The organism is Streptosporangium sp. NPDC003464 (genome assembly GCF_053588315.1).
Genome location: NZ_JBSFPS010000054.1, coordinates 22,234 through 41,327, shown reverse-complemented (window position 1 = coordinate 41,327; position 19,094 = coordinate 22,234). Strand labels below are relative to the sequence as shown.

20 protein-coding genes are annotated in these 19,094 nt (G+C 70.8%); 2 read left to right on the top strand and 18 right to left on the bottom strand.

Going from position 1 to position 19,094, the window contains the following annotated elements; all coding sequences use genetic code 11:
* The first annotated feature begins 72 nt into the window (after positions 1-72).
* Positions 73-573 carry a Tn3 family transposase gene (locus tag ACWDS7_RS14915; protein ID WP_451929727.1) on the top strand — a complete coding sequence of 167 codons (501 nt, stop codon included), beginning with the start codon at positions 73-75 and terminating at the stop codon, positions 571-573.
* A gap of 297 nt (positions 574-870) precedes the next feature.
* On the opposite strand, the gene ACWDS7_RS14910 is transcribed toward ACWDS7_RS14915, so the two are convergent.
* The 7 genes from ACWDS7_RS14910 to ACWDS7_RS14880 all read right to left on the bottom strand — a co-directional run bounded on the left by ACWDS7_RS14910 (position 871) and on the right by ACWDS7_RS14880 (position 7,123).
* A complete protein-coding gene (locus tag ACWDS7_RS14910; protein ID WP_451929726.1) occupies positions 871-1,719 on the bottom strand; it encodes a cytochrome c biogenesis CcdA family protein in 849 nt (282 codons plus the stop codon).
* 1 nt (position 1,720) lies between these two features.
* A complete protein-coding gene (locus tag ACWDS7_RS14905; protein WP_451929725.1) occupies positions 1,721-2,500 on the bottom strand; it encodes a DsbA family protein in 780 nt (259 codons plus the stop codon).
* A gap of 143 nt (positions 2,501-2,643) precedes the next feature.
* A complete protein-coding gene (locus ACWDS7_RS14900; protein WP_451929724.1) occupies positions 2,644-3,180 on the bottom strand; it encodes a DinB family protein in 537 nt (178 codons plus the stop codon).
* A gap of 5 nt (positions 3,181-3,185) precedes the next feature.
* Entirely contained in the window at positions 3,186-4,361 is a 1,176-nt protein-coding gene (locus ACWDS7_RS14895) for a flavin monoamine oxidase family protein (RefSeq protein WP_451929723.1), read from the bottom strand.
* A gap of 61 nt (positions 4,362-4,422) precedes the next feature.
* The gene (locus ACWDS7_RS14890; protein WP_451929722.1) at positions 4,423-5,718 is read right to left on the bottom strand and encodes an MFS transporter; all 1,296 of its coding nucleotides are present in this window, start codon (positions 5,716-5,718) and stop codon (positions 4,423-4,425) included.
* Between the two features lie 132 nt (positions 5,719-5,850).
* Complete coding sequence (locus ACWDS7_RS14885) at positions 5,851-6,132, bottom strand: hypothetical protein (RefSeq protein ID WP_451929721.1); 282 nt, start codon at positions 6,130-6,132, stop codon at positions 5,851-5,853.
* Between the two features lie 100 nt (positions 6,133-6,232).
* Positions 6,233-7,123, bottom strand: coding sequence for a LysR family transcriptional regulator (locus tag ACWDS7_RS14880; RefSeq protein ID WP_451929720.1), 891 nt, complete (start codon positions 7,121-7,123; stop codon positions 6,233-6,235).
* A gap of 236 nt (positions 7,124-7,359) precedes the next feature.
* Between ACWDS7_RS14880 and ACWDS7_RS14875 the strand changes: the two genes are divergently transcribed.
* The gene (locus ACWDS7_RS14875; protein ID WP_451929719.1) at positions 7,360-7,605 is read left to right on the top strand and encodes a hypothetical protein; all 246 of its coding nucleotides are present in this window, start codon (positions 7,360-7,362) and stop codon (positions 7,603-7,605) included.
* 328 nt (positions 7,606-7,933) lie between these two features.
* Here the strand turns inward: ACWDS7_RS14875 and ACWDS7_RS14870 are convergent, their stop codons facing one another.
* From ACWDS7_RS14870 to ACWDS7_RS14820, 11 genes are all read right to left on the bottom strand, one after another.
* Positions 7,934-8,359: a MerR family transcriptional regulator gene (locus ACWDS7_RS14870; RefSeq protein WP_451929718.1), complete on the bottom strand. Its 426-nt coding sequence runs from the start codon at positions 8,357-8,359 to the stop codon at positions 7,934-7,936.
* A 539-nt stretch (positions 8,360-8,898) separates the two neighbouring features.
* Positions 8,899-9,267 (bottom strand): STAS domain-containing protein, encoded by a 369-nt coding sequence (locus tag ACWDS7_RS14865; protein ID WP_451929717.1) that lies wholly within the window; start codon positions 9,265-9,267, stop codon positions 8,899-8,901.
* Positions 9,268-9,528: 261 nt separating this feature from the next.
* A complete protein-coding gene (locus ACWDS7_RS14860; protein WP_451929716.1) occupies positions 9,529-10,674 on the bottom strand; it encodes a LysR family transcriptional regulator in 1,146 nt (381 codons plus the stop codon).
* Between the two features lie 19 nt (positions 10,675-10,693).
* Positions 10,694-11,866 carry a glycine C-acetyltransferase gene (locus ACWDS7_RS14855; protein ID WP_306875493.1) on the bottom strand — a complete coding sequence of 391 codons (1,173 nt, stop codon included), beginning with the start codon at positions 11,864-11,866 and terminating at the stop codon, positions 10,694-10,696.
* Positions 11,866-12,894, bottom strand: coding sequence for an L-threonine 3-dehydrogenase (tdh, locus tag ACWDS7_RS14850; RefSeq protein ID WP_451929715.1), 1,029 nt, complete (start codon positions 12,892-12,894; stop codon positions 11,866-11,868). Before tdh ends, ACWDS7_RS14855 begins: the two co-directional genes overlap by 1 nt.
* A 206-nt stretch (positions 12,895-13,100) precedes the next feature.
* Entirely contained in the window at positions 13,101-14,171 is a 1,071-nt protein-coding gene (locus ACWDS7_RS14845) for an SPFH domain-containing protein (RefSeq protein WP_451929714.1), read from the bottom strand.
* A 2-nt stretch (positions 14,172-14,173) separates the two neighbouring features.
* Complete coding sequence (locus ACWDS7_RS14840) at positions 14,174-14,608, bottom strand: NfeD family protein (RefSeq protein WP_306863040.1); 435 nt, start codon at positions 14,606-14,608, stop codon at positions 14,174-14,176.
* Between the two features lie 108 nt (positions 14,609-14,716).
* Positions 14,717-15,808, bottom strand: a complete 1,092-nt coding sequence (locus tag ACWDS7_RS14835) for an Ig-like domain-containing protein (RefSeq protein WP_451929713.1) — start codon at positions 15,806-15,808, stop codon at positions 14,717-14,719.
* 199 nt (positions 15,809-16,007) lie between these two features.
* Positions 16,008-17,144: a fumarylacetoacetase gene (fahA, locus tag ACWDS7_RS14830; protein WP_451929712.1), complete on the bottom strand. Its 1,137-nt coding sequence runs from the start codon at positions 17,142-17,144 to the stop codon at positions 16,008-16,010.
* Positions 17,144-17,932, bottom strand: a complete 789-nt coding sequence (locus ACWDS7_RS14825; protein WP_451929711.1) for a hypothetical protein — start codon at positions 17,930-17,932, stop codon at positions 17,144-17,146. The genes fahA and ACWDS7_RS14825 overlap by 1 nt, the downstream gene beginning before the upstream one ends.
* Positions 17,914-19,083: a homogentisate 1,2-dioxygenase domain-containing protein gene (locus ACWDS7_RS14820; RefSeq protein WP_451929710.1), complete on the bottom strand. Its 1,170-nt coding sequence runs from the start codon at positions 19,081-19,083 to the stop codon at positions 17,914-17,916. The genes ACWDS7_RS14825 and ACWDS7_RS14820 overlap by 19 nt, the downstream gene beginning before the upstream one ends.
* Positions 19,084-19,094: the final 11 nt, after the last annotated feature.

Genomic DNA, 19,094 nt, shown 5'->3' with positions numbered 1-19,094 from the left:
GAGTGTGAGGCCAGAAGCCGCAGTACTCGGCAGTCATCTGCGGTAGACCGTCACTGAGCATACAAGCGCACGATTCGGTTCCGATGTTCCCCAGAGCCCGGCACCGCCTCCACTGAGGCGATCTTGTCGCGGTTCACCCGCTCGGCCTCGCATCCGGCCTACCAGGCGATGCTCGAGATCGGCCGGGCCCAGCGCACCATCTTCGTGGCCCGCTATCTGCGTGAGCGTGACCTGCAGCGCCAGATCGAGGAGGGGCTGAACGTGGTGGAGGCGTGGAATGGCGCCAACACGGTGATCTGCTACGGCCGGGGCGGGGAGATCTCCACCAATCGGCGTGAGGAGGTGGAGATGACCGCGTTGTGCCTGCGGATCCTGCGAGCCGCCCTGGTTTACGTGAACACCCTCATGCTGCAGGACGTGCTGGCCGAACCGCAGTGGGCGGCCCTGCCCACCTCGGCCGACCGGCGGGGTCTGACCCCGCTGTTCTGGCAGCATGTGCGTCCTTACGGCGAGGTGCGGCTGAACATGGAGGCCCGGCTGCCGATCACCGGCCCCGCCAACGTGACCGGGTGAGCGGGAACTGCCGGCCTAACCCGTCTGCGTAGGCCGTCTTCCAGGATGTCGCACAGCCAGGGGCCGTTGCCCGCTCCTGCGCCACCGGTGGGCGTACGACTGAGCTGGTGCGGTGGCGGCTGGCGGGTGGCAGGACCTGTGTGCCGAAGTCTGGGCCGCAAGGCCAAGGAGGACGACCTGGCTGCGTACGGGGCCAGCAGGAGTAGGCACGATGCCCGCAGGGCCAGCGTCGGCTACGCCGCTTCGGTTGGGGGGTGTCTGCGGCAGGGCACGGTCGGCCTCAGTGCACTCGTCGTCTCACGATTGCCGTGTGTGCCTGTGCGGGGTGCGGCGGCCGGTGCGTGAGCGGTGGCGTAGCAGCCGGAGTGCGGCGGTGGGCGCGAGGAGCACAGCAGCGGCGATGACGACGGCGACGTTGGAGATGCCGGCGCCGAGCCGGGCGATCCCCGTCTCGAGGGCATACTGTGTGCCGATGGACAGCAGCCCGGCCGCGTCGGGATCTCGCGAGGTGATCAGCAGCAGTACGCCGAGGACGAGGGAAAGCGTCCCGGAGATGATGGCGTGCCAACTGTTGGTCCAGCGGCCGAGGCGGAGCATGCGAGGTCGCAGCCAGGTGCGGACGCCGCCGGACCAGCGCCTCCAGACCAGGGCGAGCAGCAGCAGTGGCAGGGCCATCCCGGCGGCGTAGATGACGAGCAGGACGGCACCGTAGACGGGGTTGGCGCCGGCGGCCGCGATCATCAGCACGGATCCGAGGATCGGGCCGGTGCAGACGCCGGCGACGCCGTAGGCGGCGCCGAGCAGGAACACCGTCCACGCAGTGCCAGGCTCGTGCTGCCCCGTGCGGCTGAGCGAGGGCAGAGGTATGCCGAGCACCTGGATGAGGCCGAAAACGATCACTATGATGGCGACGGCGACCAGCAGAGTGCCGCGCTGTTGGGACAGGAACGCCCCTGCGGTCCCGGCGAACACGCCGAGGGGTACGAGCGTGGCGACGAGTCCCAGGTAGAACACGCCGGTACGGGCGAGCAGAAGCGCGGGCCGGGAGAAGGCGTAGGCGAAGAACGCCGGCAGCAGCATGACTGAGCACGGGGACAGCAGGCTCAGCAGACCGCCGAGGAGCGCACCGAGATAGCCGATGTCCATCTCAGCCCTTCCCGGTCGTGGCCAGTTGCGCGTCGATGAGCTGGCGGAACACCTCGATGGGTTGCGCGCCGTTGACGGCTTGATCGCCGAGGACGAACGTGGGGGTGCCGCTCACGCCGAGCGCGTGGGAGGTGGCGGCCTCCTTCTCCACCAGCTGCGCGGTGGCGGGGTCGTCGAGCGCCTTGGTGAATGCAGCGACGTCCAGCTTGCCGATCGAGGCGGCGATGGCGATGAACTCCTTGCGGCTCCAGTCGGATTTCCCGGCGAAGGTCCGGGCGTAGAGCGCTTCGTAGTACGGCCAGAACAGGTTCTGCCGGGCCGCTGCGCGGGCGGCGATCGCGGTGTTGACCGAGTGCTGGCTGAGGACGGGTGCGTCGCGCCATTCGATGCGGAGTTTGCCCTGCGCAACGTACTCGGACATGAGGGCGGGCAGGGTCTGCCGGGCGAAGGCGGCGCAGTACTTGCAGGTGAAGTCGGCGTATTCGATGAGGACGACGGGGGCGTCCACCGGGCCGACCGCGGCGGGGTCGTCGGGGTTGCGCCGTACCAGTTGCGCCAGGGGGCTCTGGCTGGTCGTCGTGGTGGGGGCGGCGTCCGGTGCCGCAGTGCTGGTGGGAGGCTGGGAGGCGGTGTGTTGCGAGGTTTGTGCCAGGATCCCGACGATGGCAACGACGAGTACCACGACTGCCACGGTGATCAGCCGTATGGTGCGTGAGCGTCGCTGCTCGGTACCGGTGGGGGTCTTCGTCGCTCCGGAGGTCGACGCGGTGCGCTCGCTCACGTGAGGTCAGCCTCCGTGACCTGCTGCGAGGTGGTTTGGTCTGTCATGTACCGCAGGTCAAGCATGGATATGAGCTTTCCGATCATTCATGGTCAGGCATCGGTGAGGGTGGGGCGTGCTGGCGGCTGGGCGGCCCTGATGGGTCAGTGGGTCCAGCCGCACACCACCAGGTAACCGTCAACGGTGGTGATGAGATCAGAGGTGGGGGCGTCGGGCAGGGCGTGACCGAGGTCGCGGTTGCGGACCTCGCCGATCCAGCGGTCATGCTGGTATTCGTGGTTGATGATCGCCATGAGCAGCGTCTGCGCGATGATCTTGAGTTGGGCTGGGGCGCCCACGTCTCTGGCTCCGATGGCGTTGATGCGGGTGTGGACCCGTTCGCCGACGGTGGCGCGGAAGTCGGCCAGGCGCCGGGGATCGGGCAGGGGCAACCGGTTTGCTTCCGGGGTGGCGGAGTCCATGAGGTCGTCCAGGTCGGGGGCGGGGCTCGGTTCGGCCGCGGTGAGGTTGCGGATCATGAAGTGGGCCACGTGGGCCTGGTGGCCCAGGTGCCAGCCGATGGGGCTGAAGTCCTGCTCGGGCCGCCAGTGCAGTTCCTCGGCCGTCAGGTCGCGCCAGAGTTCGTCGGTGTAGGCGCGGGCGCGGTCGTATTCGGCCAGCAATTGCGGGATCTCATACATGGCGGTCACATCCGATCGTGGTAGGAGCGCTCACGGCAGGCTTCGGCCTTGGGGCGCGTGGCGTACGGCTGGCGGGTGGGGCACCCAGTCTTCCCGAGCCCAGCTGCCGGTGCCGAACCGGCTCGCTGCGAGAGATGGGCGGTAAGGACGGCGCGAGCGGACCTCTCCCCTGCCAGGAGTGCGCCCTCGACGTGGCCGGCATGGTCGGTGGCGGTTTCGGTCGATGCCCAGTGCAGCCGGCCGGCCAGCGCGGGCCGCTGGTAGAGCGGATGTCCGAACAGGTCGTAGTTCGTCAGCTGCTGCACTCCGGGCGGCGAGGTCCACCGCTCGGTGCTCCAGTCCTGTATATGCAGTGTTTCGGGCTGGGCCGCTTCCTGGCCGAACAGTCGCGCGAGCTGGGTGGTGACGGCCCTCTCGAAGCCGGGACCAGCAGCAGCGGCGGCGGGGGCGAAGCCGAACACGGCGGCATGCGTGCCGTCCGGCCCGGACATGTCGTGGACCTCCCGCAGTGGGCCGGTCCAGCTGATTGCCGCCCCGGCCAGGCCGCCCGCCCGCCAGAACGGGCTTCGATAGGTGGCCACGACCTTGACGACGCCGCCCATCCACACAGGCGTGGCCGCGGCGAGGTGTGCCAGCTCCGGCTCCAGTGAACCGTGGAAGTCGATGCTCGCCACCGCGAGCGCCGGCGGAATGGCCAGCACGACCTGGCCGGCGTTCAAGCGTTCAGCGCTCGCCCCTACCTCGATCGTGTCACCGTTCGGGCGAATAAGCGTGACCGGAGTCGACAGCCGCAGCGCGGCGGCCGGGAGCCGGGCCGCGAGGCCGGAGGTCAGCGCCGCCGCGCCGGGCCGATACCGGTAGGCAGGGGCGTCGATCGGGTTGCCGGTGACCCGCTGGATGCCGGTGGGGTGCTGCGCGAGCGCGTCACCCGCGAGGTGCTGGTCGAAGACGGCGACATCCAGCCGGGCGGCGAGCGCGGCGACCCGTGGCTCGCCGTCCCAGAACCAGGTGGCGCCCAGGTCGAGCCCGTCGTCGGTGGTCATCATCCGGCCTCCGGTGCGCTCACGCGCCTCCAGGCATACCGTGTCGAGCCCGGCCGCGTGCAGGGCGACCGCTGCTGTGAGGCCGGCCGCGCCGGCGCCGACCACGACGACGTCGTGCTGAGGGGCGGTAGGCGCCATGTGCGCCTCCCTTCTATCTGGTCTGCCTGGGCGCTTCTGTCTGGTCAGTCTGGGCGGAGCGTCACGCGTTCTGGCGGGTGAGGGTACGGCTGGCCATGAGGACGCCCAGCGGGATGAGCGCGATGAGGGCCACGACGGACAGCAGGGAGAAGCTGCTGACGGCCAGCAGCGGCCCGGACGCGAACGCCGCGGTCGCCCCGCACAGATTCGACAGCGCGTCGACGCCGCCTTGGGAGGATGCGCGGGTCTCGGCGGAGACAGCGGCGTTGAACAGCGCGGAAGCGGCGACGTTGACGAAAGACCACCCGATGCCCAGCAGGATCAGCGAGGTGATGATCCATCCGGTGTCGTCGGGTTTCACGGCGGCGATCAGGAGCGAGGCGGCCAGGACGCCGAGCCCGGCACTGATCGCCAGCCGATGACCGTAGCGGTCGGCGATCAGGCCGACGAGCGGGGCCGGGGCGTACATGCCGACGATGTGCAGGCTGATCGTGATGCCGACGAGGGGGATCGAGCCACCGTGGTGGGTGAGGTGGACCGGCGTCATCGTCATGATCCCGACCATGACGATCTGGGCGGCGAGAATCGCGATCACCGCCACCCGGGCGTGCCAGTTGACGCGCAGCTCGGCGAGCACCTGCCGGATACGGCCCGGCTGCCCGCGGCCAGGATCCGCGGGTGCCGGCGGGGTGGCCTGCCGGAGGACCAGCAACGGATCGGGACGCAGCCACAGCCACACGATCAGACCGGCAATGGCCAAGCAGAGCGCGGCGATGAGGAAGGCCGCCGCGTACACCGTGAGGCCGGTGGCGGCGCCGATGATCTCGCCGGGCACGCCAAGGTTCGGGCCGAACACGGAGCCGAGCGTGCCGACCCAGACGATCAGGGCCAGAGAGCGGGCCTTGTGGTGCGGCAGGGCGAGGTCGGTGGCGGCGAACCGCGACTGCAGGCTCACCGCCAACCCGGCGCCGATCAGCAGCAGGCCGCCGAAGAGCGGGACGATCAGGCTCCACTGCGCCGCGGCGACCAGCACCGCGGCGCCGGCTGCGGCCGTCCACCAGCCGCCCGCGAGGGCGACGCGGCGGCCACGGCGTGCGGCCAGCGTGCCCAGCGGCAGGCCGAGCAGGGCCGCGCCGAGTGTGCTCGCGGTCCGGGCCAGGCCCGCCCAGGCTTCGTTGTCGGTGACCGCTCCGGCCAGCAGGATCCCGATCGAGGGCGCGACACCCACCCCCACGGTGCCGATGATCTGCGCGAAGACCAGCACGGTCATCGTGCGCCGCTGGACAGCATCGACAACCGGCCTTGCCGGGGTGGACAGGTGGGGGCCGGTGTCGGCGAGGTGTTCGGGCTCAGGCACGGGCGTCCTTGTCTGAGCGACGTGCGGCGGCGGTGACCGAGCGGCGCTCACCATGAGTACGGATGGCGGGGCGTGGACAGCGGCGTGGACGGCAGAGCTGGCGGTGACTACACGCCTGTGCCGTCGACGGCGTCAGACGCTCTGGTAGATGCGCACGTCCGGAGCCGTGTTGAGGTAGGGCTGCAGAGCGGTGACGACGTGCTGGATGAACAGCTCACTGGACAGGTACGCCTGTGCGTCATCGACGGTGGCGAAGCCGTGCAGCACCTGCACGTCCTCGTCCCGCGCCAGCAGATCCTTGCTCTTGGCGCCGGCGACGGTGTCCAGGAACGGCTGCTTGTAGCGCTGGTAGACGCCCGCGGCGGCGGCACGATCAGCCGCACTGACGTCCAAAGTGATCTGAAGGTAGGCCATGGGTTTCTCGTTTCGCTCGAGGGCCGGCCACGGCGTGGCGGCCATGCGCCGAAGCTATGTCCAACATCGCCCGGCCGGTAGATCGGCAGCGCGAATACGGCTATAGGCGGCGGTTATCGCCAAGCGAGGCGACGAGCCGGCTCAGGTCAGCCGCGTATCGGGAGGTGGGGTCCCACACCGCCTCGTAGAACAACTCGACCGGCTGGCCGTCGTCGATGAGCGGGCGGGCGGTGAGACCGGCGTCGGTCAGCTTGGACTCGGGCAGGATCGCCATGCCCAGGCCGAGGCCGACCCACTGCTCCAGGACCTGGTAGCCGCCGGCCTCACCGGGATAGGCACGCAGCGGCAGGTCGTGCTCCTCAAACAGCTGGGTGGTGAACCTGGTCAGGCCACATGCGTCGGGCACCAGGATGAACTGCGCGTCGGCGGCGTCACTCAGCTCCACCACCGCCGACGACGCCCGCGCGTGAGCGTCGATCACGACGACCGGCTCGGAGTGGATGACGCGGTGCTCGAAGCGAGGTAGCGGGTTGACCGACGGGATCAAGATGATGTCGAGCTTGCCCTCGGCGAGCGCGTCGTGCAGGTCGGCCATGTTCGCCTCCCGCAGCACCAGATCCCCGGGAACGGGCAGGCGGCGGACGGCGCTGAAGGCCTCGGCGACCAGATCGGGGCTGATCAGCGGAGAGACGCCCAGGTGAATGCGGGGCGCCTCCGGAGAGGTCATTCGCCGCGCCTCGGCGGTGATCGCATCCAGTGCCGACAGGGCGGTGTCGACCAGCGGGATCAGCAGTGCCGCCTCGGCGGTCAAGGTCACACCGCGGGTGGACCGCTCGAACAACCGCACGCCCAGGCGCTCCTCCAGCCGGGCGATCGCGTTCGACAAGGCAGGCTGCGTGATCCCGTGAGCGCGCGCTGCTGCGGAGAACGAGCGGGCGTGTGCCACCGAGCGCGCATAGCGCAGCGCCTCCGGGTTCAGCCGCTCAGCCATAACTGGAGGTTATCATCCGATTCACGCCGCCCATCTACCTGCGCTCGCCCGCTCCGCCATATCGTTCGTGAATGCTTGGAGCCTGTAGGCACATGCTCCGATGATGAAGGGGGAAGTGTTGTCGACCACGTTCCGGCGCATGGCGGTCACCGAGCCCGGCGGGCCTCTGCGCCCCGTCGACGAGGCGCTCGCCGATCCCGAGCCCGGCTGGGGCTCAGTCCGATTCCTTATTCGCGGTGGTGTCCGTCTTATGGTCGTTCACGCCCGCCGTGGCGCACTACGTCGAACACCCCACGGCGGACGAGACCAGGAACCTGGCCGGACGGTTCCGCGCCCGGGGGCTGGACGTACTGCGGGTCGACGGCGGCCGGATCACCGCGATCACGTCGTTCGAACCGCGCTACTTCGCGGCGTTCGGCCTGCCCCCGGTCCTGCCGCGAGCGCGGGATTCCGGCGGCGCGAGGTGGTCTGGCCTGCGGTGAGGTCCGCGACTACGACGCGGCCGCCTGCACGACGCGCTCGTCCGGGTGCGAGGGGTAGAGGTCGAACTCGAAACGGTCGGCGGTGCCCGCCGGCGCTCCGGCCACGGCGCGGTGCTGTGCCTGGCCGGCCTTCCGCTGCGCGTGCTGCGCAATCCGGGGCCGGGCCTGGTCACGTTGATCGAGGTAAGCCGGAACCGGCTACGCGAACGGGCTTGGCGTACGTTTCCGATGCACTCCGACCCCCGCCACCAGGCGCGACCGCCCTGCCGCTATGGGGCAGGGGGCCGCGGACCACTGGATCGCCAACGAGGGCCGTGATCACCGGCCCTCACGCCGAGCGGTGGCCGGCGTTCTCGGGCCGCTGGTCGCGGGACTGCTGCAGCTCGGCGTTGATGCGCAGAGCCTCGGCGAGCTGGTCTTCCAGGATGATGATGCGGCAGGCGGCCTCCAAGGCGGTGCCCCGGTCGACGAGCTCCCGCGCGCGGGCGGCCAGACGCAGCTGGTAGCGGGAGTAGCGGCGGTGACCGCCGTCGGAGCGCTGCGGCTCGATCAGTTTGGCGGTGCCCAGGCTGCGCAGGAACGCCGGGGTGACGCCGAGCATCTCGGCGGCCCGGCCCATGCTGTAGGCGGGGTAGTCCTCGTCGTCGAATCGGTGACCTGGAGTGTCATCGGAGGCGGCGGGGGGCCTCTCGGCCGGGTGGGCTCTGTCGGTGGTGTCCTGGAGCGAGGGGCTCGATCGGACGGCCGACGCCATCGGTGCTTGATCCATATACCTTCCCGAATGCCAATAGGGGCCCCGGCGCCATAATGCGCCGGGGCCCATGAGGTTCAACACCATCTAGCGGCCATTTGGCCGACTTACTTGCTTCCGCATGGGGCCGCCCGGTAGGGGCGGGGATGCGGGGATCGCGAATGCGTGACCGTAGACCACCGTCCAATCCGTGGAGCTGCGGTACCCGTGCGGCGAACTTCAGCCGGCAACGGGCGATCCTGATGGCGTTCAACACTCCTTTCGTTTATCCCTGCTTCTTCTTCGAACTCGTACACCACGTGGCAGCGCGTCCACGGCCGGGACCCTTCACCTGCATCGGCCCTGGCACGTCCGACCTTCTGCCGTCAACCTGCCTCGTTCACTGCTATCCACGTCCGCCCGGGCAGTCCGTCGTGATGCTTGAGTATTGCTCTGCCCTCGTGGATCCGTTCCTTGCGATGTCAGGAACTCTATCCTCAACTAACTCAGATGTCTACCTCAGTCACTACAGATTTTTGATCCCGAGAAAGTAAGGATGATTCCTACGTCGAGAGCAGGTCAGCGACAGCCTGCTCGATGCTGTCGCGCAGCTCGAAGTGGGCCAGCAGGCCGGTGCGTTCCAGCAGATGCCGCAGGCCGTCCGGGATCCCCACGAGCAGGAGCCGGCTGGTGGCGGTGGCCTGAACGCGTTGCAGGGCGTGGGCCAGGACCCCCAGGGCGGTGGAGTCGTAGAAGGTCAGCTGCGACAGTTCCAGCACCAGGCGCGGGCCCACGTTTGGTTCCCAGAGCGTGTCGATGTGGTCGGTGAGCGTGGGCGCGGTGACGAAGTCCAGGTGCCCGCCGACCTCCAACACGCTGCAATGCCCCCGATGGGTCACCCGCACCCGCAACTCCTGCTCGTGATGATTCACCTCAGCCCCTCCTCCTGCGTACCGCCGGCGAAGCCCTGCGATACCCCGATGAAGAGCGGGAATGCCCAGCGCCGCGGACGGAAGGAGGCATGACGTCGCGCGAGGACAGACGCATTCCCTTCCCGTACGGCCCGCGGGAGGCGCTCCTCTCTGAGCCGTCCGTCACCCGGCGGGTCACCGGGAACACCATGGTCTGCCGCCTGACGGGGCGGCCACCTTCCTCTCAGGGGCGGTGGCCGTCCTGCCGGGAGCGCCGCCTCGTCACAGTGACGGGGCCCGGCGCAGTGCCGCCGCGGCGTCCTGGAGGGTGTCCAGCAGGGGGACGAGCAGGGGGTGCCGTTCGGCGCCCCGCCGTACGGCGGCGAAGACCCGCCGCTCCGGGCCCGGGACCGGGCGGATCACCACGCCGGACAGGTCGGCCGCGCGCAGCGCCAGGCGCGGGACCATCGCCACGCCCGCCCCGGCGGCGGCCAGCGCGACCACCGCGCTGAAGTCGTCGGAGGAGTGCGCGAACTCGGGGGTGAAGCCCGCGTGCTCGCAGGCCAGGGCGATCACGTCGTGGCAGGGATTGCCCGGGTAGGGGCCGATCCACGTCTCGCCCGCCAGGTCGGCGACGGACAGGCCGGGACCGTCGTCCGCGGGCGGCTCGGGCCGGCCCGCGGGGTGAAGGGCGCCCGGGACCCCCGTGACCGGGAGGGCGCCTCCGGCGAGGTCCGCGTCCGCCAGGGCGTGGCCCGTGTCCGCCAAGGAGCGGCCCATGTCCGCCGGGGCATGGTCCATGTCCGCCGAGGAGTGGTCCATGTCTGCCGGAGCGTGATCCGTGTCCGCCGGGGCGTGGCCCGCGTCCGCCGGGAGACGGTCCGCCAGGGCGTGGCCACGGGGGAGCACCACGTCGAACGGCTCGGAGTAGAGCGGGATCCGGGACAGCCGCCGGTCGTCCTCGGCGGGGGCCCCGCGATATTCGACGGCCACGGCCACGTCCACCGCGCCGTCGAGGACCTTGGTGAGGCTCTGGTCGCCCTCGGCGTCGAGGACCCGCACCTGGATGCCCGGCTCCTTGTCCCGCAGGGTGCTCACCGCCGGCGCGACGACCAGCCCGATCGCGGTGGCGAAGGAGGCCACCTTCACCTCGCCCGCCGTGCCGGCGGTGTAGGCGGCGATGTCGGCTTCGGCCCGCTCCAGTTGGGCGAGCACCTCGTTGGTGTGGCCGAGCAGGATCCGGCCGACGGAGGTCAGCCGGACGCCCCGGCCGTCGCGCTCCAGCAGCCGGTGGCCCACCTCGTGCTCCAGGGCGACGAGCTGCTGGGACACCGCGGAGGGGGTCAGGTGAAGCGCGGCGGCCGCGGCGGTGACCGTCCGGTGGTCGGCCACCGCGCGCAGGGTCCTGAGCCGCCGCGTGTCTATCACCTCTCCATTCTCGCCGAGGTCACCCGCGGGCCGTGACGAAGGCGTCCACCGCCCGGTCGACGTCCTCGGTGGAGTGGGCGGCCGAGAGCTGGACCCGGATCCGGGCCTTGCCGTGCGGGACCACGGGATAGGAGAAGCCGATCACGTAGATGCCCTGCTCCAGCAGGCGTTCGGCCATCGCGGCGGCCTCGGCGGCGTCGCCGATCATCACCGGGGCGATGGGGTGGTCGCCGGGCAGGATGTCGAATCCGGCCTCGGTCATCTTGGTGCGGAAGCGCTCGGTGTTGGCGCGCAGCCGCTCGCGGGCCTCGCTGTGGCCGCTGATCAGGTCGAGGATACGCAGGGAGGCGGCGGCGATCACCGGGGCGAGGGAGTTGGAGAACAGGTAGGGGCGGGAACGCTGGCGGAGCAGCTCGCAGATCTCCTTGCGGGCCGCCACGTAGCCGCCGCTGGCCCCGCCGAGCGCCTTGCCGAGCGTGCCGGTGATGATGTCGACCCGGTCCGTCACGCCGTGCAGCTCGGGGGTGCCCCGGCCGTTCGGGCCGACGAAGCCGACCGCGTGCGAGTCGTCCACCATGACCATGGCGTCGTAGCGCTCGGCCAGGTCGCAGATCTCCTGCAGCGGCGCGACGTAGCCGTCCATGGAGAAGACGCCGTCGGTGACGATCAGCCTGCGCCGGGCGTCGGCGGACTCCTTGAGCCGGGCCTCCAGCTCGGCCATGTCGCGGTTGGCGTAGCGCAGGCGGCGGGCCTTGCACAGGCGGATGCCGTCGATGATGCTCGCGTGGTTGAGCGCGTCGGAGATGACCGCGTCGCGCTCGTCGAGCAGGGTCTCGAACACCCCGCCGTTGGCGTCGAAGCAGGAGCTGTAGAGGACGGTGTCCTCCTGGCCGAGGAAGTCCGACAGCCGCGCCTCCAGCTCCTTGTGCACCTCCTGGGTGCCGCAGATGAAGCGGACCGACGCCATGCCGAAGCCCCAGCGGTCGAGGGCCTCCTTGGCGGCGGCCACCACCTCGGGGTGGTCGGCCAGGCCGAGGTAGTTGTTGGCGCAGAAGTTCAGCACCTCGCCGCCGCCGGACACGGCGATGCCGGCGCGCTGGGGGGTGCTGATGACCCGCTCGGGCTTGAGCAGCCCGGCGGAGGCGATCTCGTCGAGGGTGGCGCGCAGGTCGTCGCGGACGTTGTCGAACATCAGGCGGTCCAATCCAGGATGATCTTGCCGGTCTTGCCGCTGGCGGCGGTGTCGAAGGCCGCGTCGAAGTCGCGGTAGGAGAAGCGGTCGGTGATGACGGGGGACAGGTCGAGGCCCTTCTCCAGCAGCACGGACATGGCGTACCACGTCTCGTACATCTCCCTGCCGTAGATGCCCTTGAGGGTGATCATCGAGGTCACGATCGTGGCGAAGTCGACCGCGAACTCCTCGGCGGGCAGGCCGAGCATGGCGATCTTCCCGCCGTGCGTCATGTTGGCGATCATCTCGCGGAGCGCCTGCGGGTGCCCGGACATCTCCAGCCCCACGTCGAAGCCCTCGCGCATGCCGAGGTCGTGCAGGCCGTCGGCGACGGACCGCTCGGCGACGTTCAGCGCCAGGGTGACCCCGAGCTTGCCGGCCAGGGCCAGCCGCTCGGGGCTGACGTCGGTGATGACCACGTTGCGGGCGCCCACGTGCGTGGCCACGGCGGCGGCCATCAGCCCGATCGGCCCGGCCCCGGTGATCAGCACGTCCTCGCCGACCATCGGGAACGCCAGGGCGGTGTGCACGGCGTTGCCGAACGGATCGAAGATCGCCGCGATGTCGGGGTCGACCGGCACCCGGTGCACCCAGACGTTGGAGGCCGGGAGTGTCACGTATTCGGCGAAGGCGCCGTCCCGGTTGACGCCCAGCCCGACCGTGTTGCGGCACAGGTGGCGCCGCCCGGCCATGCAGTTGCGGCACTTGCCGCAGACCAGGTGCCCCTCACCGCTGACCAGGTCGCCGACCGCGATGTCCTCCACGCCGGGTGCCACCTCGACGACCTCGCCGCTGAACTCGTGGCCGACGACGAGCGGCGTCCGCAGGGTGTGCCGCGCCCACGCGTCGAAACTGCGGATGTGCAGGTCCGTCCCGCAGATCCCGGTCCGCAGCACCTTGATCAGCACTTCTCCGGGGCCGACCACCGGCTCCGGAACGTCCAGCAACCACAGGCCCGGTTCGGCCTTCTCCTTGACCAGCGCCTTCATCACAGATCCCCCCTCAGGTCCGACCTTACGCACTGTGCCCGGCCGGCTCCGAAGGTGTCCATCGCGGTTTTCTTAACCCCGCCCACAGTGCTGCTTCACGCTCGGTCCGGACGCCCTCCGGGTGCCCTTCCCAGAGGGTCTGCCCGGAGGCTCCGCCGGATCACCTGCGATCGGACGCGCTGGTAGGGCCCGTACGGCGCGCGGGGTCAGGAGGTGGAGGGGTGGTGGTGCTTGTTCAGGTCGGCGAGGGCGTCGGAGGGGGCGGTGGCGGGCCCGAGCTGGCGGGGTCCCGCGTCGACGTCGGCGGCCTCGGCCACCGCCTCGGCCGCGGCCTGCTCCGCCTGCGCGGTCTCCCTGGCGGTCGCCTCGCTGATCGCGGGGGCCTCGCGGGTCGCCGCCGACGGGGGCAGGGACTCGGTGAACGCCTTGGAGACGCCCTGGAGGGCGGAGGTGACCTCGCTGGGGATCACCCAGAACGTGTTGCCCTGGCCCTTGGCGAGCTCCGGCAGCACCTGCAGATACTGGTAGGCCAGCAGCTTGGGGTCCGGGTCGTTGCGGTGGACCGCCTGGAAGACCTCGTCGATGGCCTGGGACTGGCCCTGGGCCTTGAGGATCGCGGCGCTCCGGTCGCCCTCGGCGCGCAGGATCGCGCTCTGCTTGTCACCCTCGGCGGTGAGGATCTGGGACTGGCGCTGGCCTTCGGCGTTGAGGATCGCGGCGCGCTTGTCACGCTCGGCGCGCATCTGCTTCTCCATCGCCTCCTTGATGGACTTGGGCGGGTCGATCGCCTTGATCTCCACCCGGTTCACCCTGATGCCCCACTTGCCGGTCGCCTCGTCCAGCACGCCCCGGAGCTGGCTGTTGATCGTGTCGCGTGAGGTGAGCGTCATCTCCAGGTCCAGCGAGCCGACGACGTTGCGCAGGGTGGTGACCGTGAGCTGCTCGACGGCCTGGATGTAGTTGGCGATCTCGTAGGCGGCGGCGCGGGGGTCGGTGACCTGGAAGTACAGCACGGTGTCGATCTCAACGACAAGGTTGTCCTCGGTGATCACCGGCTGCGGGCGGAAGGAGACCACCTGCTCGCGGAGGTCGATCATCGGATAGACCCGGTCGATGTAGGGGATCACGAAGTTCAGGCCCGGCTTGAGCGTGCTGTGGTAGCGCCCGAGCCGCTCCACGTTGCGGGCCCGGGCCTGGGGGACGATGCGCACCGAGCGGACCACGGTCATCACGGCGAACAGGACGATGAGCAGACCGGCTATCAACAGCGCATCCATGGTCACTCCCGGGGATATACGAGCGCGGTGGCGCCCTCGATCTCGATGACGTCGACGACGGCCCCCGCTGGGATCACCAGCGTCTCGTCGTAGGCCCTGGCCGACCACTCCTCGCCGCCGATCTGCACCCGGCCGTCCCGCCCGGTGACCTCTCGCACGACATAGGCGGGTTTGCCGACGAGCGCCTGGACCCCGAACCGCTGCTCGGCCGGCATCCGCTGGAGCTGGCGCCTGGCGATGGGCCGGACCGCGACCACTCCCGCGGCCAGAGCGGCGGTGAACACCATGAGCTGGAGGGGGATCGGCAGACCGAGACCGGCGGCGATGGCGGCGAACAGGGCGGCGCCGCCGAGCAGACCCAGGGCGGTGGTCAGGGTGAAGATCTCAGCCACACCGAGCACCACCGCGAGGACCAACCAGATGACCCAGTCTTCCATGCTCCGGCCTCCTATTTAGATGAACGGCTCGGATGTCCAGGAGGTTCCTCCCCCTACCGTATGCCGTTATCTGGAGCACCGTCAGTGCCCGCGTCGCGGGACTTGCGGTCAGGGCGGCGCCGGGGCGGGGGTGGTCAGGCGGCGGGGCGGTCCGGGGGTGCGCAGGGCGCTGCCGGCGAGCCACTCCTCCCAGGAGCGCTGCCAGTAGCCCCAGCCGTTGTCCCACTCCAGCTCGCGGTCGGTGCCGCGGATGATGACGGGGTCGCCGCGCAGGGAGGTGTCGAAGAACCAGGCGGCCTGGTCGGGGCGGGCGTTGACGCAGCCGTGGCTGACGTTCGCCCTGCCCTGGGCCCAGAGGTTGTCCTTGGCGTGGACGTACTCGCCGCTGCCGGAGATGCGGACCGCGTGGTCGATCATGACGTCGTAGAAGCCGGGGTCGCCCTTGTCCCGGCCGGGGGAGACCATGCGGACCGGGCTGGCCTTGTCCATGGTCAGGTGGACGCCGCTCGTCGTGGTGTACTCCTCGGTGGTGGCCGTGCCGGCGCTGATCGCCATCCGCTGGACCGTCCTGCCGTCCCGCGTGACCCGCATCCGGTGGGTCCGGGTGTCGATGAAGCTGACCTGCCCCCGGCCGACGGTGAAGGGCACCGTGTGGTCGGCCGTGCCGTAGGTGCCCCTGGCCGCACGGACGCCGGACAGGTGCGCGGTGAAGGAGACCCGCTGCCGGGCCGGCCAGCCGCGGCGGGGCCGGTAGACCACCTGGGTGTCGCTCACCCAGTGCCAGGCGCCCTCGACGGGCTTGGTGGAGCGGACCTCCAGGGCCCGCTCGACGGCGGCCCTGTCCTCCACCGGGGCGGTGAGGTCGACGATGATCGGCATGCCGACGCCCACGGTCTCGCCGGGGTAGGGGGTGACGGAGCGGACCTGGAAGGTCCGGGCCGGGGTGAGCGTGCGGAACCTGCCGGAGGCGGTCGCCGTGGTGCCGTCGGCACCCGCCGAGGTGACGTTGACGATGTACTCCCGGTCGGGGACCAGGGCCCAGTCCGAGCGCCAGGTGGTCCGGGCGCGGTCGAACCGGCCCGGCACCGGGGCGCCGCCCGCGTAGGCGCTCACCCCGGTCAGCGTGCCCGTGCCGGCCCGGACGACCAGGCCCCGGCCGGTGCGGGCGCGCACCGAGTCGAGGGGAGGGGAGATCCGCACGCCGGCCGCCGTCACCGTCGTCGGGCGGCCGTCGCCGGCGACGACCGATGAGCACCCCGTGACCGCGAGCGGGAGGAGAACGATCGGGAGACATCCCGCGGCGCGCCGCATCTGTTCCTGCCTTCGGGGTACGCGAATGATCGACTACCCCACATTAGCGATCAGTGATCAGATGGGCGCGCGGCGTCACGCGGCGTGGCTACCTCGCCGGCCGGACGGTCCCCGACACCTCGCCCAGGGTGATCACGGTGCCGCCGGGGCCGGGGGCGGACGCGGTGATCGTGACGGTGTCGCCGTCCTCCAGGAAGGTCCGGGCCGAGCCGTCGGGCAGCTTGAGCGGCTCGGTGCCGTTCCAGGTCAGCTCGATCAGCGAGCCCCGCTCGCCCGGCTCGGCGCCGGAGACCGTGCCGCTGGCGTACAGGTCGCCGGTGCGCAGGCGGGCGCCGTTGACGGTCATGTGGGCGAGCATCTGGTCGGGCGTCCAGTACATCTCCCGGTACGGCGGGCGGGAGACGATCTCGCCGTTCAGCGCGACCTCCAGCGTCAGGTCGAGCCCCCACGGCTCCTGGCGGCGCAGGTAGTCGAGCGGCTCGGGGGTCTGCTCCCGGCCCGGGACACGGGCCTCCGACAGGGCCGCGAGCGGCGTGATCCACGGCGACATGGAGGTGGCGAAGGACTTGCCGAGGAACGGGCCCAGCGGGACGTACTCCCACGCCTGGATGTCCCGGGCGCTCCAGTCGTTGACCAGCGTCACGCCGAACACGTGGTCCTCGAACCGGCCGGCCCGCTCGCCGAGGGCCGTCGGCGAGCCGACCACGAATCCGAGCTCGGCCTCGATGTCCAGCTTGGCCGAGGGGCCGAAGACCCCGGCGCCGCGCTGTCCGGACGGCCGGACGACCGGGGTCCCGGAGGCCACGACGGTCCCGGCCCGGCCGTGGTAGCCGACCGGCAGGTGCCGCCAGTTGGGCTTCAGCGGCTCGTCGTCGGGACGGAACATCCGGCCGAGGTTGGAGGCGTGCTCCAGCGAGCAGTAGAAGTCGACGTAGTCGGCCACCTCGATCGGCAGGTGGAGTGTGACCTGCTCCAGCGGGATCAGGTGCGGCTCGACCGCGCCCAGGTCGGTGCCCAGCTTGTTCTGGATCACCGCCCGGGTGTCGCGCCAGGCGTCCGCGCCCCTGGCCATGAAGGCGTTGAGCGAACCGGTGGCGAACACCTCGTCGTGCAGGGCCCCGGCGAGGTCGACCACGTGCTCGCCGTAGCGCACGCCGACGCGCGGGGTCTCACCCTCCTGCCGGGAGAAGACTCCGTAGGGCAGGTGCTCCAGGCCCCAAGACATCACGCGTTCTCCTCTGCGTCGACGGGCGCGTCGACAGTCGTGTCGGTGATCAGGCCGAGGGCCAGCAGGTCCTCGACCGGGGTGCTCGTGCTGCAGGAGCCGTACGACACCAGCAGCTCCCTGGCACGCTTGGCGGTGGCGTCCGGCACGGCCTGCGCCAGCCGTACCAGCCCGCCCACGTCCGTCGAGCGCAGCACCGGCACCGGGTCCCCGCCCTCCACCGCCGCGCAGACCGCGAGGACCAGGTTGAGGAAGCCGTGCCGGTCGGTGCCCAGCGTCGGGTAGAAGTGGCGGACCGCGTTGTGCAGCCCCGCGGTCGCCTTGAACGGGAGGTCGTGCTCGGCGCAGTAGGTGATGAAGGAGCCCAGGTCCTGGGCGGTGGGGAAGGCCGCCGCGGTCAGCCCGCCGCACCGGATCTTCAGGCCGACCCCGGGCGGCACGTCCACCGGGAGCTGGGCGGCGGTGACCTCGACGAACTGGCGGGCCGGGAAGCCGAGGCCGACGGCCCGGCCGCCCGGCACCTCGACCAGCTCGACGGTGAGGCCGTCGAGCGGCGGGACCTCCGGGGTGTCGAGGATCAGGCCGAGCCTGACCGGGGAGTCCAGGTGGGCGCGGAGCTCCGGCAGGCGGCTGGCCGGGCAGAGGAAGCGGTGGGTGAGCACCGGGCTGCCCTTGGCGAGGTCGGCGCTGTGCCGCTGGAGGGCCTCGGCCATCGGCAGCGCGGTCGGCGGGAACAGCCCCGCGTCGTCGACCAGGTCGTGGAAGAGCGTCATCGGGCCCAGGTCCACGCGTAGGCGGGGTCCTCGACCGACAGCCCGGCGGGGCCCAGGTCGAGCGGGCGGAAGGTGTCGACCATCACGGCCAGCTCGCTCGTCTGGGTGTGCCCCTGCCGTACGGCCTCGATGACGGCCTCGACGGCGCCCGGCTGCGGGCCGTGGGTGAACCCGGCCGGGTGCAGCGAGATCGAGCCGACGTCGATGCCCGAGCCCTTGCGCGCGGTGTAGTCGCCGCCCGCGTAGAACATCAGCTCGTCGGAGTCGACGTTGTGGTGGTTGTAGGGGATGGGGACGGCGTCGGGGTGGAAGTCGAGCGGCCGGGGGCAGAACGAGCAGATCACGAAGTTCGGGCCCTCGAAGGTCTGGTGCACCGGCGGCGGGGCGTGGGTCCGCTTCACGATGGGCTCGAAGTCGTTGATGTTGAAGGCGTAGGGGTAGAGGCAGCCGTCCCAGCCGACCACGTCGAAGGGGTGGTTGCGGTAGACCAGCCGGGTCAGCCCGCCGCGCGTGCGGACCAGCACCGGAACTTCCTCGCCCTCGACGGTCAGCGGCTCCTGCGGGGTGCGCAGGTCGCGCTCGCAGTAGGGGGCGTGCTCCAGGAACTGGCCGTATTTGGACAGGTAGCGCTTGGGCGGCCGGATGTGCCCGGCGGCCTCGATGGCGAAGGCCGTGACCCGGCCCTGGGGGACCCAGCGGTGGATCGTCCCGGTCGGGATGACGACGTAGTCGCCCGCGCCGGCCTCGATGACGCCGTAGGTCGACTCGAACCTGACCCGGCCGTCGGCGATGTAGACGCACTCGTCGCCCATGGAGTTGCGGTACAGCTCGCTGGGGGTCTCGCTCGCGGCGTACGACATGCGGACGTCGGCGTTGCCCGCCAGCAGGCCGCGCCCGGTGACCAGGTCGCCGCCCGCCGGCAGGTCCTGGGTACGGAAGTGGCGGGGGGAGAGGGGGAGGTTGGGGGTGAGCGCCGTGGCCGAGGTGGGCTCGACCGCCTCGGCCTTGATGATCGCCGTGGGGAGGTGGCGGTGGTAGAGCAGGGAGGAGTCGCTGGAGAAGCCCTCCTCGCCCATCAGCTCCTCGGCGTACAGCCCGCCGTCGGGCCGCCGGAACTGCACGTGTCGCTTCCTGGGGACCTCGCCCACGGTGCGGTAGTACGGCATCCGCTTCTCCC